Raw genomic sequence first — 20,319 nt, 5'->3', positions numbered from 1 at the left:
GGGGCATGAGCGACGCACCCGACACGACCACGCTGGATCCTGTGCCGCCATCCCAGGCCGCGCAGCCCAATTTCTTCGACCGCGCGCTGGACAACCTGCGCACCCGCTGGCGCGAGATCGCGGCCTCGGCCCGCGGCGCCGTCGGCGCGCCCCCGCGCACTCACCTGCCCCGGGAGGACGCCGAACGGCTGAAGGAGCAGATCGAGGCCTGCCTGGAATCGCGCGGCGGCGAGGTTTCCGCCCGCGCCCGCGCCGCACAGCTCGGCCGCACCTATCTGGCGCTCGATCCGCAGGGCCGTCGAAACTTCCTTCTGATGCTCGCGCGCGACTTCGACGTCGACCGCGATGCGGTGATGGACGCGATGGTGACCTTCCAGGCGGCGGCCGACCCTGTCGCCCGCGGCCATGCCGAGCGGGCTCTCCGCCGTGCGCTGGAACCGCCGCGCCTGCGCCTGCTCACCCAGTTCAACGCCCTGCCGGAAGGGGTGAAGTTCCTGGTCGACCTGCGTGCCGAGTTGATGGAGATGGCGCGCGGCGAACCGCTGCTGCAGGCGTTGGAAGACGATCTGAAGAACCTGCTGCGTGCCTGGTTCGACGTCGGCTTCCTGGAAATGCACCGCATCACCTGGGACAGCCCGGCCTCGCTGCTGGAAAAGCTGATCAAGTACGAGGCGGTGCACGAGATCAGCGGCTGGCAGGATCTGAAGGACCGGCTCGATTCCGACCGGCGCTGCTTCGCCTTCTTCCACCCGCGCATGCCGCACGAGCCGTTGATCTTCGTCGAGGTCGCGCTGGTCCAGGGCATGTCGGACAATGTGCAGGCGCTGCTCGACCCGACCGCCCCGGTCTGCGATCCCAAGAGCGCCGACAACGCCATCTTCTATTCGATCTCCAACGCCCAGAGCGGGCTTGCCGGCATCAGCTTCGGCAATTTCCTGATCAAGCGGGTGGTCGACGGGCTGGCGACCGAGTTCCCCAACATCAAGTGCTACGCCACCCTGTCGCCGATCCCCGGTTTCCGCCGCTGGTTCGACCGCACGCTCGACCGCGACGGCGACGCCCTGCTGACCAACACGGAGGCCGAGCGCATCGCCGAGCGGCTGTCCGCGCTGGAAAGGACCGACGACACCGAAGCGCCGACCGAGGGCGGTGTCGGCACCGACGAATCGCCGCTGCTCGTCCGCGCGCTGTCCCGCCCCGGCTGGGTGGACGACGAGGAACTGCAGAAACGCCTGCGCGGTCCCTTGATGCGGATGTGCACCCAATACCTGACCACGGTGCAGGAGGCGAAAGGCCATGGCCGCGCCCGCGCGCAGGATCCGGTGGCGCATTTCCACCTGACCAACGGGGCCCGGATGGAACGGCTGAACTGGCTGGCCGACCGGTCTGCCAAGGGGCTGAAACAGTCGCTGGGGATGATGATCAACTACCGCTATCGGCTGGGCGAGATCGATGCCAACCACGAGGCCTATACCGGCGAGGGGCGCATCATCACCTCATCCGCGGTAAGGTCGTTGGGCAAGGCCGGCGGCTGAGGCGAACAGTCTGACCTCACTCAATTGAGCGGGGCCATTTTGCCTGTTTGCTTCCGGCGCGCTGTGCTATAGACCGGACTTCGCCGGCGGTCCGGCGGGTGTTGCGGCACCCGTCGCGGCTGCCTTTGCCATGAACGCGGGCGTGGCGGAATTGGTAGACGCGCTGGATTTAGGTTCCAGTGACTTCGGTCGTATGGGTTCAAGTCCCTTCGCCCGCACCATGGCAACACCTTGAACCGCATGGACAACACGGATTCGGGCCGCCCGGACGGGCGCCGCCGGGCCGGACCAACGAGATAGGCTTTCGTTCCGATGAACATCACCGAGACCAGCACCGACGGCCTCAAGCGCGAATTTCAGGTCGTCATTTCCGCCAAGGACATCGAAGAGAAGGTGAACGGCAAGCTGGAAGAGCTGCGCCGCACGGTCCAGCTGCCGGGCTTCCGTCCGGGCAAGGTGCCGGTCACCGTGATCAAGCAGCGCTATTTCGGCGGCGTGCTGTCCGAGGTGCTGGAGGACGCCATCTCCGACAGCTCGCGCCAGGCGCTGAGCGAGCGCGGCCTGCGCGTCGCCCTGCAGCCGAAGATCGAGGTCGAGAAGTACGAGGACGGCGGCGACCTCACCTACAAGATGGCGGTCGAACTGCTGCCGGACGTCGAGCCGGGCGAGTTCACCGGCATCGAGCTGGAGAAGCCGGTCGCCGAGGTCACCGACGAGTCGGTGGAAGAGGCGCTGGCCCGTCTGGCCTCGGCCCACTCGACCCAGGCCCCGGTCACCGAGGACCGCGCTGCCGAGACCGGCGACATCGCCGTGATCGACTTCGCCGGTTCCGTGGATGGCGAGGCCCTGCCGGGCATGGACGGCAAGGACTATCCGCTGGAACTCGGCGCCGGCCGCTTCGTGCCGGGCTTCGAGGAGCAGCTGATCGGCGCCAAGGCCGGCGAGCACCGCACCGTCAACGTCACCTTCCCGGAAGACTACCCGCATGAGCGCCTGAAGGGTGCCGCGACGGTCTTCGAGGTCGACGTGAAGGAGCTGCGCAAGAACGTCCCGGCCGAGGTGAATGACGAACTCGCCAAGGAGTTCGGCATGGAGAGCCTGGAAAAGATGCGCGAAGCCATCCGCGACCGCATCAAGGGCGAGTATGACGGCCTGTCGCGCCTGCGCGTGAAGCGCCAGCTGCTCGACAAGCTGGCCGAGGCCCATTCGTTCGAGGTGCCGGCCGGCATGGTCGACATCGAGTTCGAGGGTATCTGGGCCCGCCTGCAGGAAGAGCTGAAGAACGGCACGGCCGGCGAGGATGCCAACAAGTCCGAGGACGACCTGAAGGCCGAATACCGCTCGATCGCCGAGCGCCGCGTCCGCCTGGGTCTGCTGCTGTCGGAAGTCGGCCGCCGCAACAACATCCAGGTCACCCAGGACGAGGTGAACCGCGCCCTGATCAACGAAGCCCGCCGCTTCCCCGGCCAGGAGCGTCAGGTGTTCGAGTTCTTCAAGCAGAACCAGCAGGCGCTCGAGAATCTCCGCGCCCCGATCTTCGAGGACAAGGTCGTCGATCACATCCTGGATCAGGCCAAGGTGACCGAGAAGACCGTCAGCGTCGAAGAGCTGACGAAGGACGAGGACGAGGCTGAGGCCGCCTAACTCCCCAAAAGGAGTGGGGGCGGACTACCATCCGCCCCCAAAGGTTCCTATATGTGGTTCCGTGCCGGCAACGATCACCGGTTCAGCCAACTGCGGGGGCAGGGAAGAACACATGTACGACTTCGAGCCGAAGATGAATGCTCTGGTCCCGATGGTCATCGAACAGACCAACCGGGGCGAGCGTGCGTACGACATCTATTCGCGCCTGCTGAAGGAGCGGATCATCTTCCTGATCGGCGGAGTGAACGACGCCGTCGCCAGCCTGATCTGCTCGCAGCTGCTGTTCCTTGAGTCGGAGAACCCGAACAAGGACATCGCGCTCTACATCAATTCGCCGGGCGGATACGTCTCGGCCGGCCTCGCCATCTACGACACCATGCAGTACATCCGTCCGCAGGTTTCGACGGTGTGCATGGGGCAGGCCGCCTCGATGGGCTCGCTCCTGCTGGCCGCCGGTGCGCCGGGCAAGCGCTTCTCGCTGCCCAACAGCCGCATCATGATCCACCAGCCGTCGGGCGGCGCCCAGGGCCAGGCCTCGGACATCGAAATCCAGGCCCAGGAAATCCTGAAGCTGCGTTCGCGCCTGAACGACATCTACGTCAAGCACACCGGGCAGGATCTCGACACCATCGAGACCGCCATGGAGCGCGACAAGTTCATGTCGCCGGAAGAAGCGAAGGCCTTCGGCCTGATCGACGAGGTGGTGGAGAAGCGCCCGGGCGCCGACCACCATTCGTGAGCCACCATTCCTGAGCCCTCCCAACAAAGGGTTGATCGGGTCGTGACGCTGTTGTTGAATGGCAGTGACACGATCCGGTCATAGGGGAAGTCCCGAGAGGGACCCGGATATGCGGATCGTGATGCGTCGCCAAATCGGCGCATGACCTTGTCGCGGGCGTCGTCCGCGATAACCTGAGTAGGACCGGCGTCGGGGGGCGCCGCGAACGGGCATGGTCCTAGGGGCCACGCCTCCCGCGAGATGACGGAGTACCGATGAGCAAGTCCAGCAGCGGCGATTCGAAGAATACGCTCTACTGCTCCTTCTGCGGCAAGAGCCAGCACGAGGTCCGCAAGCTGATTGCCGGTCCGACGGTGTTCATCTGCGATGAATGCGTCGAACTGTGCATGGACATCATTCGCGAGGAGAACAAGACGACCCTCGTGAAGTCCCGCGATGGGGTTCCGACTCCGCGCGACATTCATGCGGTGCTCGACGATTACGTTATCGGACAGTCCTACGCCAAGCGCGTGCTGTCGGTGGCGGTCCACAACCATTACAAACGCCTCGCCCACGGGACGAAGCACAACGACGTCGAACTGGCGAAGTCGAACATCCTGCTGATCGGTCCGACCGGCTGCGGCAAGACGCTGCTGGCCCAGACCCTGGCCCGCATCATCGACGTTCCCTTCACCATGGCCGACGCCACGACGCTGACCGAAGCCGGTTACGTCGGCGAGGACGTCGAGAACATCATCCTCAAGCTGCTGCAGGCCGCCGACTACAATGTGGAGCGGGCGCAGCGCGGCATCGTCTACATCGACGAGGTCGACAAGATCAGCCGCAAGTCCGACAACCCGTCGATCACGCGCGACGTGTCGGGCGAGGGCGTGCAGCAGGCCCTGCTGAAGATCATGGAGGGCACCGTCGCCTCCGTGCCGCCGCAGGGCGGGCGCAAGCATCCGCAGCAGGAATTCCTGCAAGTCGACACCAGCAACATCCTGTTCATCTGCGGCGGCGCCTTCGCCGGCCTGGACAAGATCATCGCCCAGCGCGGCAAGGGCACCAGCATCGGCTTCGGTGCCGATGTGCGCTCCGCCGACGAGCGCGCGACCGGCGAGATCCTGCACGAGGTCGAGCCCGAGGATCTGCTGAAGTTCGGCCTGATCCCCGAGTTCATCGGCCGCCTGCCGGTGCTGGCCACCCTGTCCGACCTGGACGAGGCGGCGCTGGTCGAGATCCTCAGCAAGCCGAAGAACGCCCTGGTCAAGCAGTACCAGCGCCTGTTCGAGATGGAGGACGTCCATCTGGAGTTCTCCGAGGACGCCATGCGCGCCATTGCCCACAAGGCGATTGCCCGCAAGACCGGCGCCCGCGGCCTGCGATCGATCATGGAAGCCATCCTGCTCGACCCGATGTTCGACCTGCCGGGCCTGACCGGCATCGAGAGCATCCTGGTCAACAAGGAAGTGGTCGAAGGGCGCGCCAAGCCGCTCTACGTCCATGCCGAACGACGCAGCGAGGCGCCGGGCGCCTGACCCGGTGACACTCTCTCGCGCGTATCGCGACGCGGCGAATGAAGGGGCGCTTCGGCGCCCCTTTTCTTTTGTCTGCCGCTCTTTCCTTCTATCCGCATGGTCCCGGTGCCTCCGGTGCAAAGGGTTGCCCGCTCTCCGATCCGAATCGTCGCCTCTCCGGAGCCGTCATGGCGGTCCTGTCCTGGGTTGGGGCGAGAACGGGGCTGCAATGCTCCCCATCGGGCCGCCGAACGGGCGCCAAACCGGTCGGAACCGGTGTTCAAGCCGCCCGAAAGGGGAATAAACGCGGTGTTGGCCGGTGGAACGGCCATTTCACCCCGTGGAAACGGCGCGAAGGAAGCCGCAGCCACTTGAAGGGCGCATGGGCGTGTGCCACGTTAGTCGAGTGCCGTAGGCGATCCCCGCGCTCAACCCGAGGCGGGGGCTGTGTCAGGCCCATTCCGGGCTGGCGGCGATCCATTCATCGAGGCCCTGCCCATGATCGAACTCTCCCGTGGTGCCCTCTACCCGGTCCTGCCGCTGCGCGACATCGTGGTCTTCCCCCACATGATCGTGCCGCTGTTCGTCGGGCGCGAGAAGTCCGTGCGCGCGCTGGAAGACGTGATGAAGGATGACAAGCAGATCCTGCTCGTCACCCAGAAGAACGCCGCGCAGGACGATCCGACTCCGGCCGACATCTACAGCGTCGGCACCGTCGGCACCGTGTTGCAGCTGCTCAAGCTGCCGGACGGGACCGTCAAGGTGCTGGTGGAAGGCGGCCAGCGTGCCGCCATCACCAAGTTCGCCGACAATGAGGAGTTCTTCCAGGCCCAGGCCGAACTGGTCGAGGAAAAGACCGGCGAGAACCAGGAGCTTGAAGCCCTGAGCCGCGCCGTCGTCTCCCAGTTCGAGCAGTACATCAAGCTCAACAAGAAGATTCCGCCGGAAGTGTTGGTCTCGATCAACCAGATCGAGGAAGCCGGCAAGCTGGCCGACACCGTCGCCTCGCATCTGGCGCTGAAGATTCCGGAAAAGCAGCAGCTTCTGGAATGCGCTACGGTGTCGGAGCGTCTGGAGCGGGTCTATGCCTTCATGGAAGGCGAGATCGGCGTTCTGCAGGTGGAAAAGCGCATCCGCAACCGCGTCAAGCGGCAGATGGAGAAGACCCAGCGCGAGTACTATCTGAACGAGCAGCTGAAGGCGATCCAGAAGGAACTCGGCGAGACCGAGGACGGCCGCGACGAATCGGCGGAGCTGGAAGAGAAGATCAACAAGACCCGCTTCTCCAAGGAAGCCCGCGAAAAGGCTCTGGCCGAGCTGAAGAAGCTGCGGTCGATGAGCCCGATGTCCGCGGAAGCCACCGTGGTCCGCAACTACCTGGATTGGATGCTGTCCATTCCGTGGAAGAAGCGCACCAAGGTGAAGCGCGACCTGAAGCTGGCCCAGAAGGTACTGGACGCCGACCATTACGGTCTGGAGAAAGTCAAGGAGCGTATCCTCGAATATCTTGCCGTCCAGAACCGGATGAACAAGGTCAAGGGTCCGATCCTCTGCCTCGTCGGCCCGCCCGGCGTCGGCAAGACCTCGCTCGGCAAGTCGATCGCCAAGTCCACCGGCCGCAACTTCGTCCGCATGTCGCTGGGCGGCGTCCGTGACGAGGCCGAGGTTCGCGGTCACCGCCGCACCTACATCGGCTCGATGCCCGGCAAGGTCATCCAGGGCATGAAGAAGGCGAAGTCCTCCAACCCGCTCTTCCTGCTGGACGAGATCGACAAGCTTGGCGCCGACTGGCGCGGCGATCCGTCGTCCGCCCTGCTGGAGGTCTTGGATCCGGAGCAGAACGGCACCTTCAACGACCATTACCTGGAGGTCGACTACGACCTGTCCGACGTGATGTTCGTCTGCACCGCCAACACGATGCGCATGCCGCAGCCGCTGCTGGACCGCATGGAGATCATCCGCGTCGCCGGCTACACCGAGGACGAAAAGGTCGAGATCTCCAAGCGCCACCTGATCGAGAAGCAGATCGAGGCGAACGGCCTGAAGAAGGGCGAGTTCACCATCTCCGACGACGCGCTGCGCGATCTGGTCCGCTACTACACGCGGGAAGCCGGCGTCCGCAGCCTGGAGCGTGAGATCGCCAACCTCTGCCGCAAGGCGGTGAAGGAGATCCTGCTGAAGGGCACCGGCGGCGCCAAGGTTTCGGTCACCCGCCGCAACCTGGACAAGTATGCCGGCGTCCGCCGCTTCCACTATGGCGAGGCAGAGCTGGAGGATCTGGTGGGCGTCACCACCGGTCTGGCCTGGACCGAGGTTGGCGGCGAGCTGCTGTCGATCGAGGCCGTCGGCCTGCCCGGCAAGGGCCGCGTCACCACCACCGGCAAGCTGGGCGACGTGATGAAGGAATCGGTCCAGGCGGCCGAAAGCTACGTCAAGTCGCGCGCCGTCGCCTTCGGCATCAAGCCGACGCTGTTCGAGAAGAAGGACATCCACGTCCACGTTCCCGAAGGCGCCACGCCGAAGGATGGCCCGTCGGCCGGTGTCGCCATGGCCACCTCCATCGTCTCGGTGCTGACCGGCATCCCGGTGCGCAAGGACGTGGCGATGACCGGCGAGATCACGCTGCGCGGCCGGGTGCTGCCGATCGGCGGCCTGAAGGAGAAGCTGCTGGCCGCACTGCGCGGCGGCATCAAGCATGTTCTGATCCCGAAGGACAACGAGAAGGATCTGGCGGACATTCCGGACAACGTGAAGCGCGGGCTGGAGATCATGCCCGTCAGCACGGTGGACGAGGTTCTGCGCAACGCGCTGGTGCGCCCGTTGGAGCCCATCGAATGGACCGAGCCGGAGGTCGATCCGGCCGCGGCGAAGGTCCAGGAGAAGGGCGCCGACGGAGAGGCCCTACGTCACTGATCCGGGGCCGGCGGTTGCGATCCGATCGTGGCCGCCACCGGACGCGCGACTTTTGGAACATGATGAGCTATGCCGCCCGTCGGGAATTGACGGGCGGCAAACGCTGTGCTTATCCTTTGCTTCCAATAAGTCGTGGACGAAAAGTCCTGGGGCGGCTTTTGTCTTTCAGTATTTGCTGAATTTGGAAGGGGGATTGCGTGAACAAGAACGATCTCGTGGCGCATGTTGCCGAAGCGTCCGGTTTGTCCAAGACCGACGCCACGAAGGCCGTCGACGCCGTGTTCGACAGCATCGCCGAATCCTTGAAGAACGGCGATGAGGTCCGTCTGGTCGGCTTCGGCACCTTTGCGGTGGCTGAGCGTCCCGCGACCGAAGGCCGCAACCCGCGCACGGGCGAGAAGATCGACATTCCGGCGTCCAAGCAGCCGAAGTTCAAGGCCGGCAAGACCCTCAAGGACGCGCTGAACTGAGCTTCAGCCGGACAGGCTTGAAGTTTCCGGCCCATTCAGGGCATAGTGCGGCCGGCCGGGCCACCACCCGGCCGGCTAGCGTTTGAAAGCAAAGCCTTTTTCAGGCTTCGGGCGATTAGCTCAGCGGTAGAGCGTCTCGTTTACACCGAGAATGTCGGGGGTTCGATCCCCTCATCGCCCACCAATTTTTTCAGTGAATTGTCTGTGACGCCAAGGCCCCACTGCGGGGCCTTTGTCGTGTCTGGGTAACAGGGGATGACTGTGAAAGCTCCGCCAAGAAGTGTATGGGAGAGACTGTAGGCGAAAATTTGTGGCAGGAGAAACGTTGCGCGTGCAATCTCTCAAGACTCGCTCGATGGAGGTTCACATGTTTCCATTCTTTGCGCCCTTCTCCACGTATGCTGGAAAAGCTCCGCTGTCCGGCGATGTCCTTCAGGCTATCAACCCTTGGACCTGGAACCTCCCTTACTCCAACTGGGGGTTGTTCAACATCGTTCTCGGGAACCCGGGTAGCTCCAAAGCGGAGAGCGAAATATTGAATGAGGTCGGGAGTTACGGGCGTCAGATCGGCAGATTGGCTGATGCCGTCGATGTGCTTCTGGCAACACTCGACATGAAACAACTTACCGATCAACAGGCCGCTGCGGTGTATGCGTTCAAGGAGCAGATCGCAGCGGTTCGTGCCCTTAAGGGCAGAACGACAAACCGTGCCTATTCCGATCTTTCATATCCACCGGTCACTCCGAAATCGTCTCAGCCGGTTACTCAGCAACCTTCTCCACCGGCCACGCCGCAACCCTGACCGGATCGACGTCAGCATTGCTGATACCACCGGAACGGGGCGCCCGATGGGACGCCCCTCCGCCGGTCGCTGCTCACCGCAGGGGGCGGCTGGTCTTTCATGCCGATGCCGTGTCGAGGACGTGCACGGCAACATCATCCAATCGCCGGGATACTGCACATAGGGGTCTGGTAGCTGTCGCAGTGGCCGGATTTCTCGACGCCCAGGATGGAACCTTCAACGGGCATGCTGGTCCAGGAAACTGCGGCACTGGTCGAAGTCGCGCAGACAGGGATCGGGCAGGGCAATGCCCTTGCGCTCAGCCAGGCTGCGGGCGAAGGCGACCATGCGCTCGGTCGGTTCGCGGCGTCGCCGTCCCTCCGGCAAGGGGCTGTCCGCTGCCGGCGCGCTGTCCACAACCGCAGCCACCGGTGGCGGAGTGGCCGTGGCCTTGCGGGGGCGCCGCGGCTTCGGTGCCGCCGGTTCGCCATCGGCGGGTGTGGCGGCCTTGCGCGTCCGCCGACGCACCGGCTTCGCGGAGTTGTCGCTTCCCATAGCGCCGCCGCGCGCCGCCGCACCGCGCCCGGCCACGCCCCGGCGAGCGGATCGTGCCTTGGGAGCAGGCAGGCCGAGGTCCAGCAGCGTGCCTCGCTGCCCGACCAGTGCACCGATCAGCCGTTCCGCCTCCGTCGCGATGGCGTCGATCACGCGGCGGAAGTCGGCGCGGCCGGTGACCACCTCGTCCAGCTTCATTTCCCACAATGCGGTTGTCCCGGGATCCACCAGGGTGGGGGCGGCGGCGCGCAGCGTCTCGAACAGGTGCAGGCCGGCGGGCGTGGGCACCAGCCACTTCCCGTCCGCGCCCAGCAGGTTCTGCTTGCGCAGCCCCTTGATGACTTCGGCGCGGGTGGCCGGGGTGCCGATTCCCTTGGCTTCCTTCAGCCGGTCGCGCAGAGACGGCTCCTCCACGAACCGCCAGGCGTTCTGCATGGCGTCCACCAGCGTGCCTTCGTTGTAGCGTGGCGGCGCCTGGGTGCGCTTGGCCTCCACCTTTGGGTCGCTCAACGTCGCCGGCTCGCCATCGGTCAGCGGCGGCAAAGTCTGCTCGGCCTCCTCCTCCGGTTTGCCGTCGGATTCGGCGGAGCCGAAGGCCGCCTTCCAGCCCAGCTTCAGCGGGATGCGGCCGACGGCGCGGAAGGCGACGGGCTTGCCCCCCACCGGCACCGGCATGGTCACGCTGGTCTGGCGATACTCGTAGTCCGGCATCACGGCGGCGAGGTAGGACCGGCAGATCAGCGCATAGAGCCGCTTCTCGTCGTCGGTCAGCCGGACCAGCCGCGACTCCAGATCGTCCAGCACATTGACGTTGGGGATCACCGCATGGTGCGACACGCCCTCCAGCGCCTTGTCGCAGAAATGGCCGGACTTGCCCTTGCGGATCACCGGGCGGGCAATGTCGAGATGGGCGAAGCCGCGCAGCCGGGTCAGCGCGCCGACGATGGCCGGCACGTCGGCGATCTGGTTCTCCGACAGATACCGCGCCTCGGCGCGCGGATAGGTGATCAGCTTCTTGCCGTCGCCGTCATACAGCTCCTGCGCCACCGACAGCGTGCGGTCGGCGGTCCAGCCCCAGCGTTGTCCGCAGGTCTTCTGCAGCGAAGGCAGGTCGTACAGCTTGGGCGGGGCCTGCCGCTTCTCCTCCACCGTCACGGTCAGCGGGCCGCGGTGATTGTCGGCGGCGCGGGCGATGGCCTCGGCCGCAGCGCGGTCCTTGATGCGGTCCTTCGGCGCCGGGGCGTGGCGCATCTGGAAGCTGCCCTCCGCCACAGTGGCGGTCGCGACGACCTCGAAATAATCCTCGGGCTTGAAGTTGCGGATCTCCAGCTCGCGCAGACAGACGATGGCCAGTGTCGGGGTCTTCACTCGGCCGATGCCGATGACGCCTCGGGTGCCCGGGGCCAGCAGGGTCTTGGTCGCCGTGCGGGTCAGCGACAGATTGTAGATCTGGTCGGCCTGCTGGCGTGCCACCGCCGCCTCGTAGAGCGGGCGCATGCTGTCGTTGGGCTTCAGCGCCGCGAAGGCGTCGCGCAGGGTCTTCGGGTCCTGCGCCGTGAAAAGAGCGCGCCGCACCTTGCCGCGATAGCCGACATGCTCCAGAATCTCCTGCCCGATCAACTGGCCTTCGCGGTCGCAGTCGGTGGCGAGGATCACCTCGTCGCAGGCGCGCAGCGCGGCGGTGATCGCCTGCAGCTTCACAGCCTTGTTGCCGCCCTGGTCGGGACGGGTGGGATAGAGCCCGTCCGGCTTCAGCAGGGTCGGCGACCAGCGCTTCCAGGCGGGATCGACCTCGTCCGGTTCGGCAAGCCGCAACAGGTGGCCCTCGGCCGGCAGGATGCGGCCGTAACGGTCGCCCAGGGCCGCGCGCAGGTCCTTCGCCTGACTGGATTTCTCGGTGATGATCAGGGTCGCCATGCGCGGGAGAATACGGGATTGAGGGAAACGGAGCAAGAACATGCGCGTGGTCGGCACCACCTTGGCCTCGGCCGTATAGTCGCAGCCGCGCTTGCGCTCGTCATTCTGGCTGGTGCGCCCGGAGCGTATGCGGAACGGCCGCTGCTGCCCGGCGTCGGGCCGGGGGACCGGCGGGTGCCGGTGGATGCGTCGGCGGCTCCATGGCGCAGCGTCGTCCGGGTGCAGACCAACCTTGCCGGCCGCTGCACCGGGGCTTTGGTCGGGCCGCGCACGGTGCTGACCGCCGCCCATTGCCTGTTCAACCCGCGCACGCGGCGCTTTCTGCAGGCATCTTCGCTGCATGTCCTGTTCGGCTATGACCGGGGGGAGTTCACCCGGCATGTCACGGTGGCCCGCGTCGCGACCGATCCGGCCTATGATCCCGCCGCGGCCAGCCCCATGGTTTCGGCCGACTGGGCGGTGCTGACGCTGGCCGAGGCGGCGCCGGAGTCGGTGCCGCCGCTGCCCGTCAGCGCCGCGCCCCTGCCGGCCGGGACGCCGCTGATGCTCGGCGGTTACAGCCAGGACCGGGCGCAGATCCTGATGGCCGACCGCGATTGCCGGATGCTGGGGGAGAGCGCCGGGCTGCTGGTCCATGATTGCGACGCCACGCGCGGGACCAGCGGCGGGCCGCTGCTGGTGCGGTCAGCGGACCGGCAAGGGGCAAGCGGTGGCGGATGGGCCGTCGCCGGAGTCGGCGTCGCCGCCGGAAATGCCCCGGCCGTGCGCAATTTCGCGGTCGCCGCCTCCCGGTTCGCCGCACTTTTGGCGAAGGATACCGCCGCGGAGCAGCCCTGAGCGGGGGCGGCGCATTTTTTACTTCGCGCGCGGCTCTGAATGGCATAGACGTACGCGCGTCTTTTTCGAGCCCCCGGAACCCGGAGTCTTTTCGTCATGTCGATCCAGCGCTTCCACACCGGACCGCGCATGAGCCAGATGGTCGTCCATAAGGACACGGTCTATCTCGCCGGTCAGGTCGCCGACGAGCCGACGCCCGACGTCGAGCGTCAGACCGCCCAAATCCTGGCCCAGATCGACGCCCTGCTGGCGGAAGCGGGCAGCGACAAGAGCAAGCTGTTGTCTGCCACGATCTATCTGGTGGACATCGCCAGCTTCGGCGCGATGAACAAGGCGTGGGAGGCCTGGGTCGATCCGGCCAATCCGCCGGCCCGTGCCACGGTGGAAGCCAAGCTGGCGGCCCCGGAGTATCTCGTTGAAATTCAGGTCACCGCTGCTAAATAAGGCGGCGGAAACGGGGCGACCCGGCAGCCTCGGTTGGGGTGTGCCGGCGTGGCCCGAACGCTGTGAGGGCCGCGCGCTTCAATATTCCGACAAATTGCTTGTCGGTTTACGGAATGTTAATGACGCCTTAACAGATCGCCCGTAAAACCCCGACCAACCTCTGCCGCCGAAGCGGACGACCCTGACGGTCGCGCTTCGGTTGTCGCGTTACTGCAATGGAACCGCAACATGCCGCGCCAAACGCCACTGTCTGACATTCGGAACATCGGCATCATCGCCCACGTCGACGCGGGCAAGACGACGACCACCGAGCGTATTCTGTACTACACCGGTCGCAAGCACACGATCATCGACGTCCACGAGACGAAGGATCTGAAGACGTCGACCACGACCGACTACATGGAGCAGGAGCAGAAGCGCGGCATCACCATTCAGTCCGCCGCGGTTTCGGCTTTCTGGCGCGACAAGAAGATCAACGTCATCGACACCCCGGGCCACGTCGACTTCACCATCGAGGTGAACCGCAGCTTGCGCGTGCTCGACGGTGCGGTCGTGGTGTTCGACGGCGTCGCCGGCGTGGAGCCGCAGTCGGAGACCAACTGGCGTCTGGCGGACAACTACAACGTCCCGCGCATCTGCTACGTCAACAAGATGGACCGCTCGGGCGCCAACTTCCAGCGCTGCGTCAGCATGATCCGTCAGCGCCTGAACGCGCGCCCGGTCTGCATCCAGGTTCCGCTCGGCTCGGAAGACAACTTCCGCGGCATGGTCGACCTGGTCGAGATGAAGGCCTATGTCTGGTTCTCCGACGACAAGGACGCCAAGTGGGAGACCTGGGAGATCACCGACGATCTCGCCCAGAAGCTCAACCTGACCGTCAAGGAAGACCTGGACAACGTCGCCAGCATTCCGGCCCTGCGCGCCGAACTCGTCGACACCGCTCTCGAGCAGGACGACGCGGCGATGGAAGCCTACCTGGACTCCGGTGAGGAGCCGTCGGCCGACGTGCTGCGCGCCTGCCTGCGCAAGGGCACCATCACCGGCGCCTTCACCCCGGTCCTGTGCGGCTCGTCCTACAAGAACAAGGGCGTCTGCCAGGTTCTGGATGCGGTCGTCGATCTGCTGCCGGCCCCGACCGACGTCGAGGCGATCAAGACGGTGGACGAGGACGGCAACGCGAACGGCGAGCGTCTCAGCTCCGACGACGCGCCCTTCTCGGCGCTCGCCTTCAAGGTGCTGAACGACACCTACGGCTCGATGACCTTCATCCGCGTCTATTCGGGCGTGCTGACGAAGGGCATGTCGATCCTGAACTCGACCCGCGGCAAGCGCGAAAAGATCGGCCGTATGGTCGAGATGTTCGCGAAGGAAGCCAACCCGATCGAGGAAGCCCGCGCCGGCGACATCATCGCGCTCGTCTCCCTGCAGGAGACCGAGACCGGTGACACGCTGTGCGACGCCGCCCACCCGGTCATCCTGGAGCGCATGCGCTTCCCCGACCCCGTCATCAGCGTCTCGGTCGAGCCGAAGACCAAGGGCGAGCAGGAGAAGTTCTCGATCGCGCTCGGCAAGATGGTCCGCGCCGATCCGTCGCTCCGCCTGGAGACCGACCGTGAGACCGGCCAGACCATCCTGCGCGGCATGGGCGAGTTGCACCTGGAAGTGACGCTGGACCGTATGCGCACGGAGTTCGGCGTGGAAGGCAACATGGGCAAGCCCCAGGTCGCCTACCGCGAGACGATCACCAAGCCGGTCGAGTACACCTACACCCACAAGAAGCAGACCGGTGGTTCGGGCCAGTTCGCCGAAGTGAAGATCATCTTCGAGCCGCAGGAGCGTGGCGCCGGCTTCAGCTTCAAGGACGAGACGGTCGGCGGTTCGGTTCCGCGCGAGTATGTCCCGTCGGTCGGCAAGGGTCTGGAAATGCAGAAGGAAGACGGCGTCCTCGCCGGCTACCCGACTGTCGATTTCAGCGCCCGCCTGGTGGACGGCAAGTACCACGACGTCGACTCGAACGCCCTGACGTTCGAAATCGCCGCCAAGGCCTGCTTCCGTGAGGCTCTGCCGAAGGCCGGCCCGATCCTGCTCGAGCCGGTGATGAAGGTCGAGATCGTCACGCCGGAGGATTATCTGGGCGACGTCATCGGCGACGTGAACCGTCGTCGCGGCACCGTCCTGGGCCAGCTGGAGCGTGGTTCGAACATCGCCGTCGAGGCCAATGTCCCGCTGAACGAAATGTTCGGCTACATCGGCCAGCTGCGCGGCATGACCTCGGGCCGTGCGTCCTACACGATGGAGTTCAGCCACTACGAGCCGGTGCCGCGCAACGTCACCGACGAAATCGTGGCCGGCCGCAACAAGGCCGCCTGATCGCCCGACCTGAATCGCAGGCTGGCAATCGGGGCACACCCGGTAAAGCAGACGGCCGGCGGAGCAATCCGCCGGCCGTTCGCCGTTTCAAGAGGTTATGGGCGAATCTTCAACTTTCGGCTCAAGTCCGTTCCGCCAACCGGCTGAGATTGCACCGATGGTATAAGGGTCATAGGTCAGCGGGGCGGGGCGCCGAGTCAGCGCCTCTGACCAATTCTTTAGCGTTTTGCAACCAAAAAATAGTTGGCAGAGCGTCGAATCCGTGCCCAAATTTGGAGCATGATGATTCGGCGCTTCTTTTCCTTGACTGTGCTTTTGCTGCTGACCCTCGGGGTGCCGGCCGGGGCTGGGCAGGGAAACCTGCGTCTGGACGGCCTTTTCCAAGCCCTGCACAGCACCACCGACGCCGCTTATGCCGAATCGGTGGAGGAGCATATCTGGGACTTCTGGCTCGACCATCCCGACCCGGCGATGGTCCGCGACATGCGCGCCGGTGTGCTCAGCCTGAACAGCGACGATTACGCGTCGGCACTGCGGAACTTCGACGCGGTGGTTGCCCGCGATCCCTCCTATGCGGAAGGCTGGAACAAGCGCGCTGCGACTCACTACATGCTGGGCGACTATCGGTCGGCCATGCTGGACCTGCGCCATGCCTTGTCGCTGGAGCCGCGCCATTTCGGGGCGCTGGTGGAATTGGGGTTGGTCTATCTGGCGCTGGGTGACGAGAAGCCGGCGCTGCGAGCCTTCGATGCGGCGCTGAAGATCAATCCGCATCTCGGCCGGGTGCGGGCGCAGGCCGATGCCCTCCGGCACCGCGCCGCCAGTACTGACCTCTAGGCAGGCCGGCAGGATCGGCTGCTACCGATTGTCACGAGCAATACCCTCCTAAAAGACGCGCGATAGAGGTATAACCTTCGGTGATGCGACCAGGGGGCGGTCGCCGTCTCAATCCTGCGCGTCCGCAATCGGTGCGGTTGGGCCGGATGCCGGGGGTACGATGTTCGACCAAGCTATCCATTTCATCGGCGAATTGCGGGTGCTTAGCGCACTGGGCCTGCTCGGCCTGTCCTTCATCCTGCCGCTGACGATCTTCATCGGCCGCAGCAACATCAAGAATGTCAGGCAGAAGATCATCGCCGACCTGGAGTCGGTCTTCCGCATCGAGGGGTGCGAGCATGACCAGCTGATCCCGTCCTTCGAGTTCGCCGCCTACAAATACCGTGCCCTGCCGCAGGGGCCCGAGAACACGCAGCCATCGGAATGGCGGGCTTACTTCTTTCCCGTCCTGGTCTTCATCATGGTGTCGTTCAGCGGCTTCCTGACCTCCAGCGGCATGCTGCTGGGCAAGGATCGCCTGGACCATTTCCAGCCGCTGTTCAGCGGGATGACGCTGTACGGGGTCGACGGCGTTACGCCGGTCGATCTGGTGCATTACCAGCTTCAGACGGTGGCGGTGCTGTCCTTCACCTTCTTCGGCGCCTATGTCTGGTCGATCAATTACCTGATTCGCCGAATTTCCAACTATGACCTGTCACCGATCTCCTTCCTGCGCGTGACCGGCCACATCATCCTGGCCTGCGTTACCTCTGTCACCCTGCACCACGGCTATATGGATCTGGCGCAGATGGTGCCGGAAGGGGCGGTCGGCGATCGGGTGCCGGAACTGATCGTGGCTTTCCTGGTCGGATTCTTCCCCAAGCTCGGCCTGCAGACGCTGCTCAGCCGGGTGCCGCAGTTGCAGGTACGGCGGATCGACCCGCGGGCGCAGGCTTTCATCCGCGAATATCCGATCGACATGATCCTGGGCATCGACTCGTCCATCAAATTCCGGCTGGCCGAATTCGAGATCGAGGATGTGCAGAACCTCGCCACCGCGAATCCGATCCTGCTCTTCGTGGAGACACCGTACGGCATTTACGAGACGGTGGACTGGGTGGCGCAGGCCCAACTGATCCTGGCGCTCGACCTCGACCAGATCGAGGCGCTGCGCGTCGTCAATGTCCGGACGATCTTCGACATCGAGCGCTTCATGGCGCGGCCGGAGTCGCGGCCCCGGCTGGTCCAGGCGCTGAACTGCCCAAAGACGGACGGCAAGGGCACGGTGCTGCTGGCCGACCGCGGCATCACGTTGGAGAACCTGGAATCGGTTGTGCAGGCCATTGGGGAGGATCTGCATGTCCAGCGCCTGCGCCAGATCTGGCGCAACATCGAGCTGAAGCTCTGCCTCGACCTGCCGCAGGTGAACCGCGACCGCGCGCTTCTGAGTGCCGGGCGGCTGCCGCGGAGCCCGATTCCGGGCAGGGATATGGCGGTCAACGACACCGACGCTGACCGGGAACCGCCCGATACCGTGCCGGAGCTCGTGCGGACGGCGGTTCCGGCCGAGTAATCGGCCTTGACAAGTTCCGGGGTTTTTCTATAGTCCCACCCTCTCGCCGCCCCACCGGGTGGCGGGTAACATTGTGCGTTCCCAGGACCGGTCTTGTGCCGGGCGGGATTTGCTCGGTGTGTAGGCGGCCCGACGGGCTGCCGTTGAGATATCGAGATCGAGGAGAGCAGCGTGGCGCGTATCGCTGGCGTCAACATCCCCGCGCAGAAGCGCGTGGAGATCGGGTTGACCTACATCCATGGCATCGGCCCCTTCAAGGCCAAGGAAATCTGCGCGAAGCTGGCCATTCCGGCCGAGCGTCGCGTGAACGAGCTGACGGACGACGAAGTCCTGAAGATCCGCGAAACCATCGACGCCGACTACCGCGTCGAGGGCGATCTTCGTCGTGAAGTCGCGATGAACATCAAGCGTCTGATGGACCTGGGCTGCTACCGTGGCCTGCGTCACCGCAAGGGCCTGCCGGTCCGCGGCCAGCGCACCCACACGAACGCCCGCACCCGCAAGGGTCCGGCCAAGCCGATCGCCGGCAAGAAGAAGTAAGAGGACAAACGCAAAATGGCCAAGCCCTCTGCCGCTTCTCAGCGCCTGCGTCGTCGCGAGCGCAAGAACATCACCGCCGGCGTCGCTCACGTGAACGCCTCGTTCAACAACACGATGATCACCATCACCGACGCGCAGGGCAACACCATTGCCTGGTCGTCCTCGGGCACCATGGGCTTCAAGGGTTCGCGCAAGTCGACTCCCTACGCCGCCCAGGTCGCTGCCGAGGACGCCGGCCGCAAGGCCCAGGAACACGGCATGAAGACCCTGGAAGTCGAAGTGAAGGGCCCGGGTTCGGGGCGTGAGTCCGCCCTGCGCGCCCTGCAGTCGATCGGCTTCCAGATCACGTCGATCCGCGACGTCACGCCGATCCCGCACAACGGCGTTCGCCCGCCGAAGAAGCGTCGCGTCTAAGTTCAGTACCGTTTCCGCACCCGCGGGGACCAACCGTTCCGGGACAGGGGGCCGCAGCCATCGCGGTCCCCTCAGCATGGGAATGGTTCGGGCCCCGCGGGTTCGTGTTCACCCGATGGCATCTTGAGGTCGATCCGTGCTTCAGAAGAACTGGCAGGAACTGATTAAGCCGAGCAAGCTGGACATCCAGCCCGGTGACGACGCCGACCGCTTCGCGACCGTGGTCGCCGAGCCGCTGGAACGCGGCTTCGGTCTGACCCTCGGCAACGCGCTGCGCCGCATCCTGCTCTCCTCTCTGCAGGGTGCCGCCGTCACGTCGATCCACATCGACGGCGTGCTGCACGAGTTCTCGTCCATCCCCGGCGTCCGCGAGGACGTGACCGACATCGTCCTGAACATCAAGACGATGGGTCTGCGCATGGGCGGCGACGGCCCGAAGCGCATGCGCCTGCGCGCCGAAGGCCCGGGCGAGGTCAAGGCCGGCATGATCGAGACCGGTCCCGACATTCAGGTCATGGATCCGGAACTGGTCATCTGCACGCTGGACAACGGCGCGCGGCTGAACATGGAACTGACGGTCGAGACCGGCAAGGGCTACGTCCCGGCCAGCCAGAACCGTCCGGAAGACGCGCCCATCGGCCTGATTCCGATCGACGCCCTGTTCTCCCCGGTCCGCAAGGTGTCCTACAAGGTCGACAATGCCCGCGTCGGGCAGGTCACCGACTATGACCGCCTGTCGATGACGGTGGAGACCAACGGTTCGGTCAAGCCGGACGACGCGGTGGCTCTGGCCGCCCGCATCCTGCAGGACCAGCTGCAGCTGTTCATCAACTTCGAGGAGCCGACGCACGCCGTCTCCGAGGAGAAGCACGAGGAGGTTCCGTTCAACAAGAACCTGCTCCGCAAGGTGGACGAGTTGGAGCTGTCGGTCCGTTCGGCCAACTGCCTCAAGAACGACAACATCGTCTACATCGGCGATCTGGTGCAGAAGACGGAGGCGGAAATGCTCCGCACCCCGAATTTCGGCCGCAAGTCGCTGAACGAGATCAAGGAAGTGCTGTCCCAGATGGGCCTGCACCTCGGTATGGAAATCCCGAACTGGCCGCCGGAGAACATCGAAGAGCTGGCCAAGCGTCTGGAAGAGCCGTACTAAGCATCTCGGCTGTTGCCGCGCCCTTTCGGTCTCCGAACGGGAAGGGCGCGTTTCCCAGGGCCGCCACGGCCCGACCCGCAAGCCGTACCAGCGTTTCGACTGGGCGGCGGGGTTCACGATCG

General features: G+C 65.1%; 16 protein-coding genes and 2 tRNA genes. 17 read left to right on the top strand and 1 reads right to left on the bottom strand.

Annotated features, from left to right (window positions below; translation table 11 throughout):
• The first annotated feature begins 5 nt into the window (after nucleotides 1-5).
• From FZ983_RS02045 to FZ983_RS02005, 9 genes are all read left to right on the top strand, one after another.
• Nucleotides 6-1,535 carry a malonyl-CoA decarboxylase gene (locus FZ983_RS02045; protein WP_149221956.1) on the top strand — a complete coding sequence of 510 codons (1,530 nt, stop codon included), beginning with the start codon at nucleotides 6-8 and terminating at the stop codon, nucleotides 1,533-1,535.
• 136 nt (nucleotides 1,536-1,671) lie between these two features.
• Nucleotides 1,672-1,756 (top strand) — tRNA-Leu (locus FZ983_RS02040).
• Nucleotides 1,757-1,847: 91 nt separating this feature from the next.
• Nucleotides 1,848-3,179: a trigger factor gene (gene tig / locus FZ983_RS02035; RefSeq protein ID WP_149221955.1), complete on the top strand. Its 1,332-nt coding sequence runs from the start codon at nucleotides 1,848-1,850 to the stop codon at nucleotides 3,177-3,179.
• Between the two features lie 112 nt (nucleotides 3,180-3,291).
• On the top strand, nucleotides 3,292-3,918 hold the full coding sequence (gene clpP, locus FZ983_RS02030; RefSeq protein WP_012974527.1) for an ATP-dependent Clp endopeptidase proteolytic subunit ClpP: 627 nt from the start codon (nucleotides 3,292-3,294) through the stop codon (nucleotides 3,916-3,918).
• A 254-nt stretch (nucleotides 3,919-4,172) separates the two neighbouring features.
• Entirely contained in the window at nucleotides 4,173-5,435 is a 1,263-nt protein-coding gene (gene clpX, locus FZ983_RS02025) for an ATP-dependent Clp protease ATP-binding subunit ClpX (RefSeq protein WP_012974526.1), read from the top strand.
• Between the two features lie 477 nt (nucleotides 5,436-5,912).
• A complete protein-coding gene (lon, locus tag FZ983_RS02020) occupies nucleotides 5,913-8,327 on the top strand; it encodes an endopeptidase La (RefSeq protein ID WP_149221954.1) in 2,415 nt (804 codons plus the stop codon).
• Between the two features lie 197 nt (nucleotides 8,328-8,524).
• Nucleotides 8,525-8,797: an HU family DNA-binding protein gene (locus FZ983_RS02015; protein WP_012974523.1), complete on the top strand. Its 273-nt coding sequence runs from the start codon at nucleotides 8,525-8,527 to the stop codon at nucleotides 8,795-8,797.
• Between the two features lie 109 nt (nucleotides 8,798-8,906).
• A tRNA-Val gene (locus FZ983_RS02010) sits at nucleotides 8,907-8,981 on the top strand.
• Nucleotides 8,982-9,128: 147 nt separating this feature from the next.
• Complete coding sequence (locus FZ983_RS02005; RefSeq protein ID WP_149221953.1) at nucleotides 9,129-9,599, top strand: hypothetical protein; 471 nt, start codon at nucleotides 9,129-9,131, stop codon at nucleotides 9,597-9,599.
• A 216-nt stretch (nucleotides 9,600-9,815) separates the two neighbouring features.
• Here FZ983_RS02005 and FZ983_RS02000 read toward each other — a convergent pair whose 3' ends face one another.
• Nucleotides 9,816-12,050 carry a DNA topoisomerase gene (locus tag FZ983_RS02000; protein WP_149221952.1) on the bottom strand — a complete coding sequence of 745 codons (2,235 nt, stop codon included), beginning with the start codon at nucleotides 12,048-12,050 and terminating at the stop codon, nucleotides 9,816-9,818.
• A gap of 174 nt (nucleotides 12,051-12,224) precedes the next feature.
• Here FZ983_RS02000 and FZ983_RS01995 point away from each other — a divergent pair, with 174 nt between their 5' ends.
• From FZ983_RS01995 to FZ983_RS01960, 8 genes are all read left to right on the top strand, one after another.
• Nucleotides 12,225-12,887 (top strand): trypsin-like serine protease, encoded by a 663-nt coding sequence (locus tag FZ983_RS01995; protein WP_247883532.1) that lies wholly within the window; start codon nucleotides 12,225-12,227, stop codon nucleotides 12,885-12,887.
• Nucleotides 12,888-12,983: 96 nt separating this feature from the next.
• The gene (locus FZ983_RS01990) at nucleotides 12,984-13,331 is read left to right on the top strand and encodes a RidA family protein (protein ID WP_014248117.1); all 348 of its coding nucleotides are present in this window, start codon (nucleotides 12,984-12,986) and stop codon (nucleotides 13,329-13,331) included.
• A 228-nt stretch (nucleotides 13,332-13,559) separates the two neighbouring features.
• Complete coding sequence (fusA, locus tag FZ983_RS01985; RefSeq protein ID WP_149221951.1) at nucleotides 13,560-15,701, top strand: elongation factor G; 2,142 nt, start codon at nucleotides 13,560-13,562, stop codon at nucleotides 15,699-15,701.
• A gap of 309 nt (nucleotides 15,702-16,010) precedes the next feature.
• The gene (locus tag FZ983_RS01980; RefSeq protein ID WP_247883576.1) at nucleotides 16,011-16,538 is read left to right on the top strand and encodes a tetratricopeptide repeat protein; all 528 of its coding nucleotides are present in this window, start codon (nucleotides 16,011-16,013) and stop codon (nucleotides 16,536-16,538) included.
• Between the two features lie 160 nt (nucleotides 16,539-16,698).
• Entirely contained in the window at nucleotides 16,699-18,090 is a 1,392-nt protein-coding gene (locus FZ983_RS01975) for a hypothetical protein (RefSeq protein WP_149221949.1), read from the top strand.
• Between the two features lie 171 nt (nucleotides 18,091-18,261).
• Nucleotides 18,262-18,630: a 30S ribosomal protein S13 gene (rpsM, locus tag FZ983_RS01970; RefSeq protein WP_149221948.1), complete on the top strand. Its 369-nt coding sequence runs from the start codon at nucleotides 18,262-18,264 to the stop codon at nucleotides 18,628-18,630.
• Nucleotides 18,631-18,645: 15 nt separating this feature from the next.
• On the top strand, nucleotides 18,646-19,044 hold the full coding sequence (gene rpsK, locus FZ983_RS01965) for a 30S ribosomal protein S11 (RefSeq protein WP_012974490.1): 399 nt from the start codon (nucleotides 18,646-18,648) through the stop codon (nucleotides 19,042-19,044).
• Nucleotides 19,045-19,180: 136 nt separating this feature from the next.
• Nucleotides 19,181-20,197 (top strand): DNA-directed RNA polymerase subunit alpha, encoded by a 1,017-nt coding sequence (locus tag FZ983_RS01960; protein WP_085089782.1) that lies wholly within the window; start codon nucleotides 19,181-19,183, stop codon nucleotides 20,195-20,197.
• The last annotated feature ends 122 nt before the right edge of the window (nucleotides 20,198-20,319 follow it).

The sequence above is a fragment of the Azospirillum sp. B21 genome, from assembly GCF_008364825.1.
Taxonomy (GTDB): domain Bacteria; phylum Pseudomonadota; class Alphaproteobacteria; order Azospirillales; family Azospirillaceae; genus Azospirillum.
Note: the sequence above shows the minus strand (reverse complement) of the source record. Positions and strands in the feature narration are given on the sequence as shown.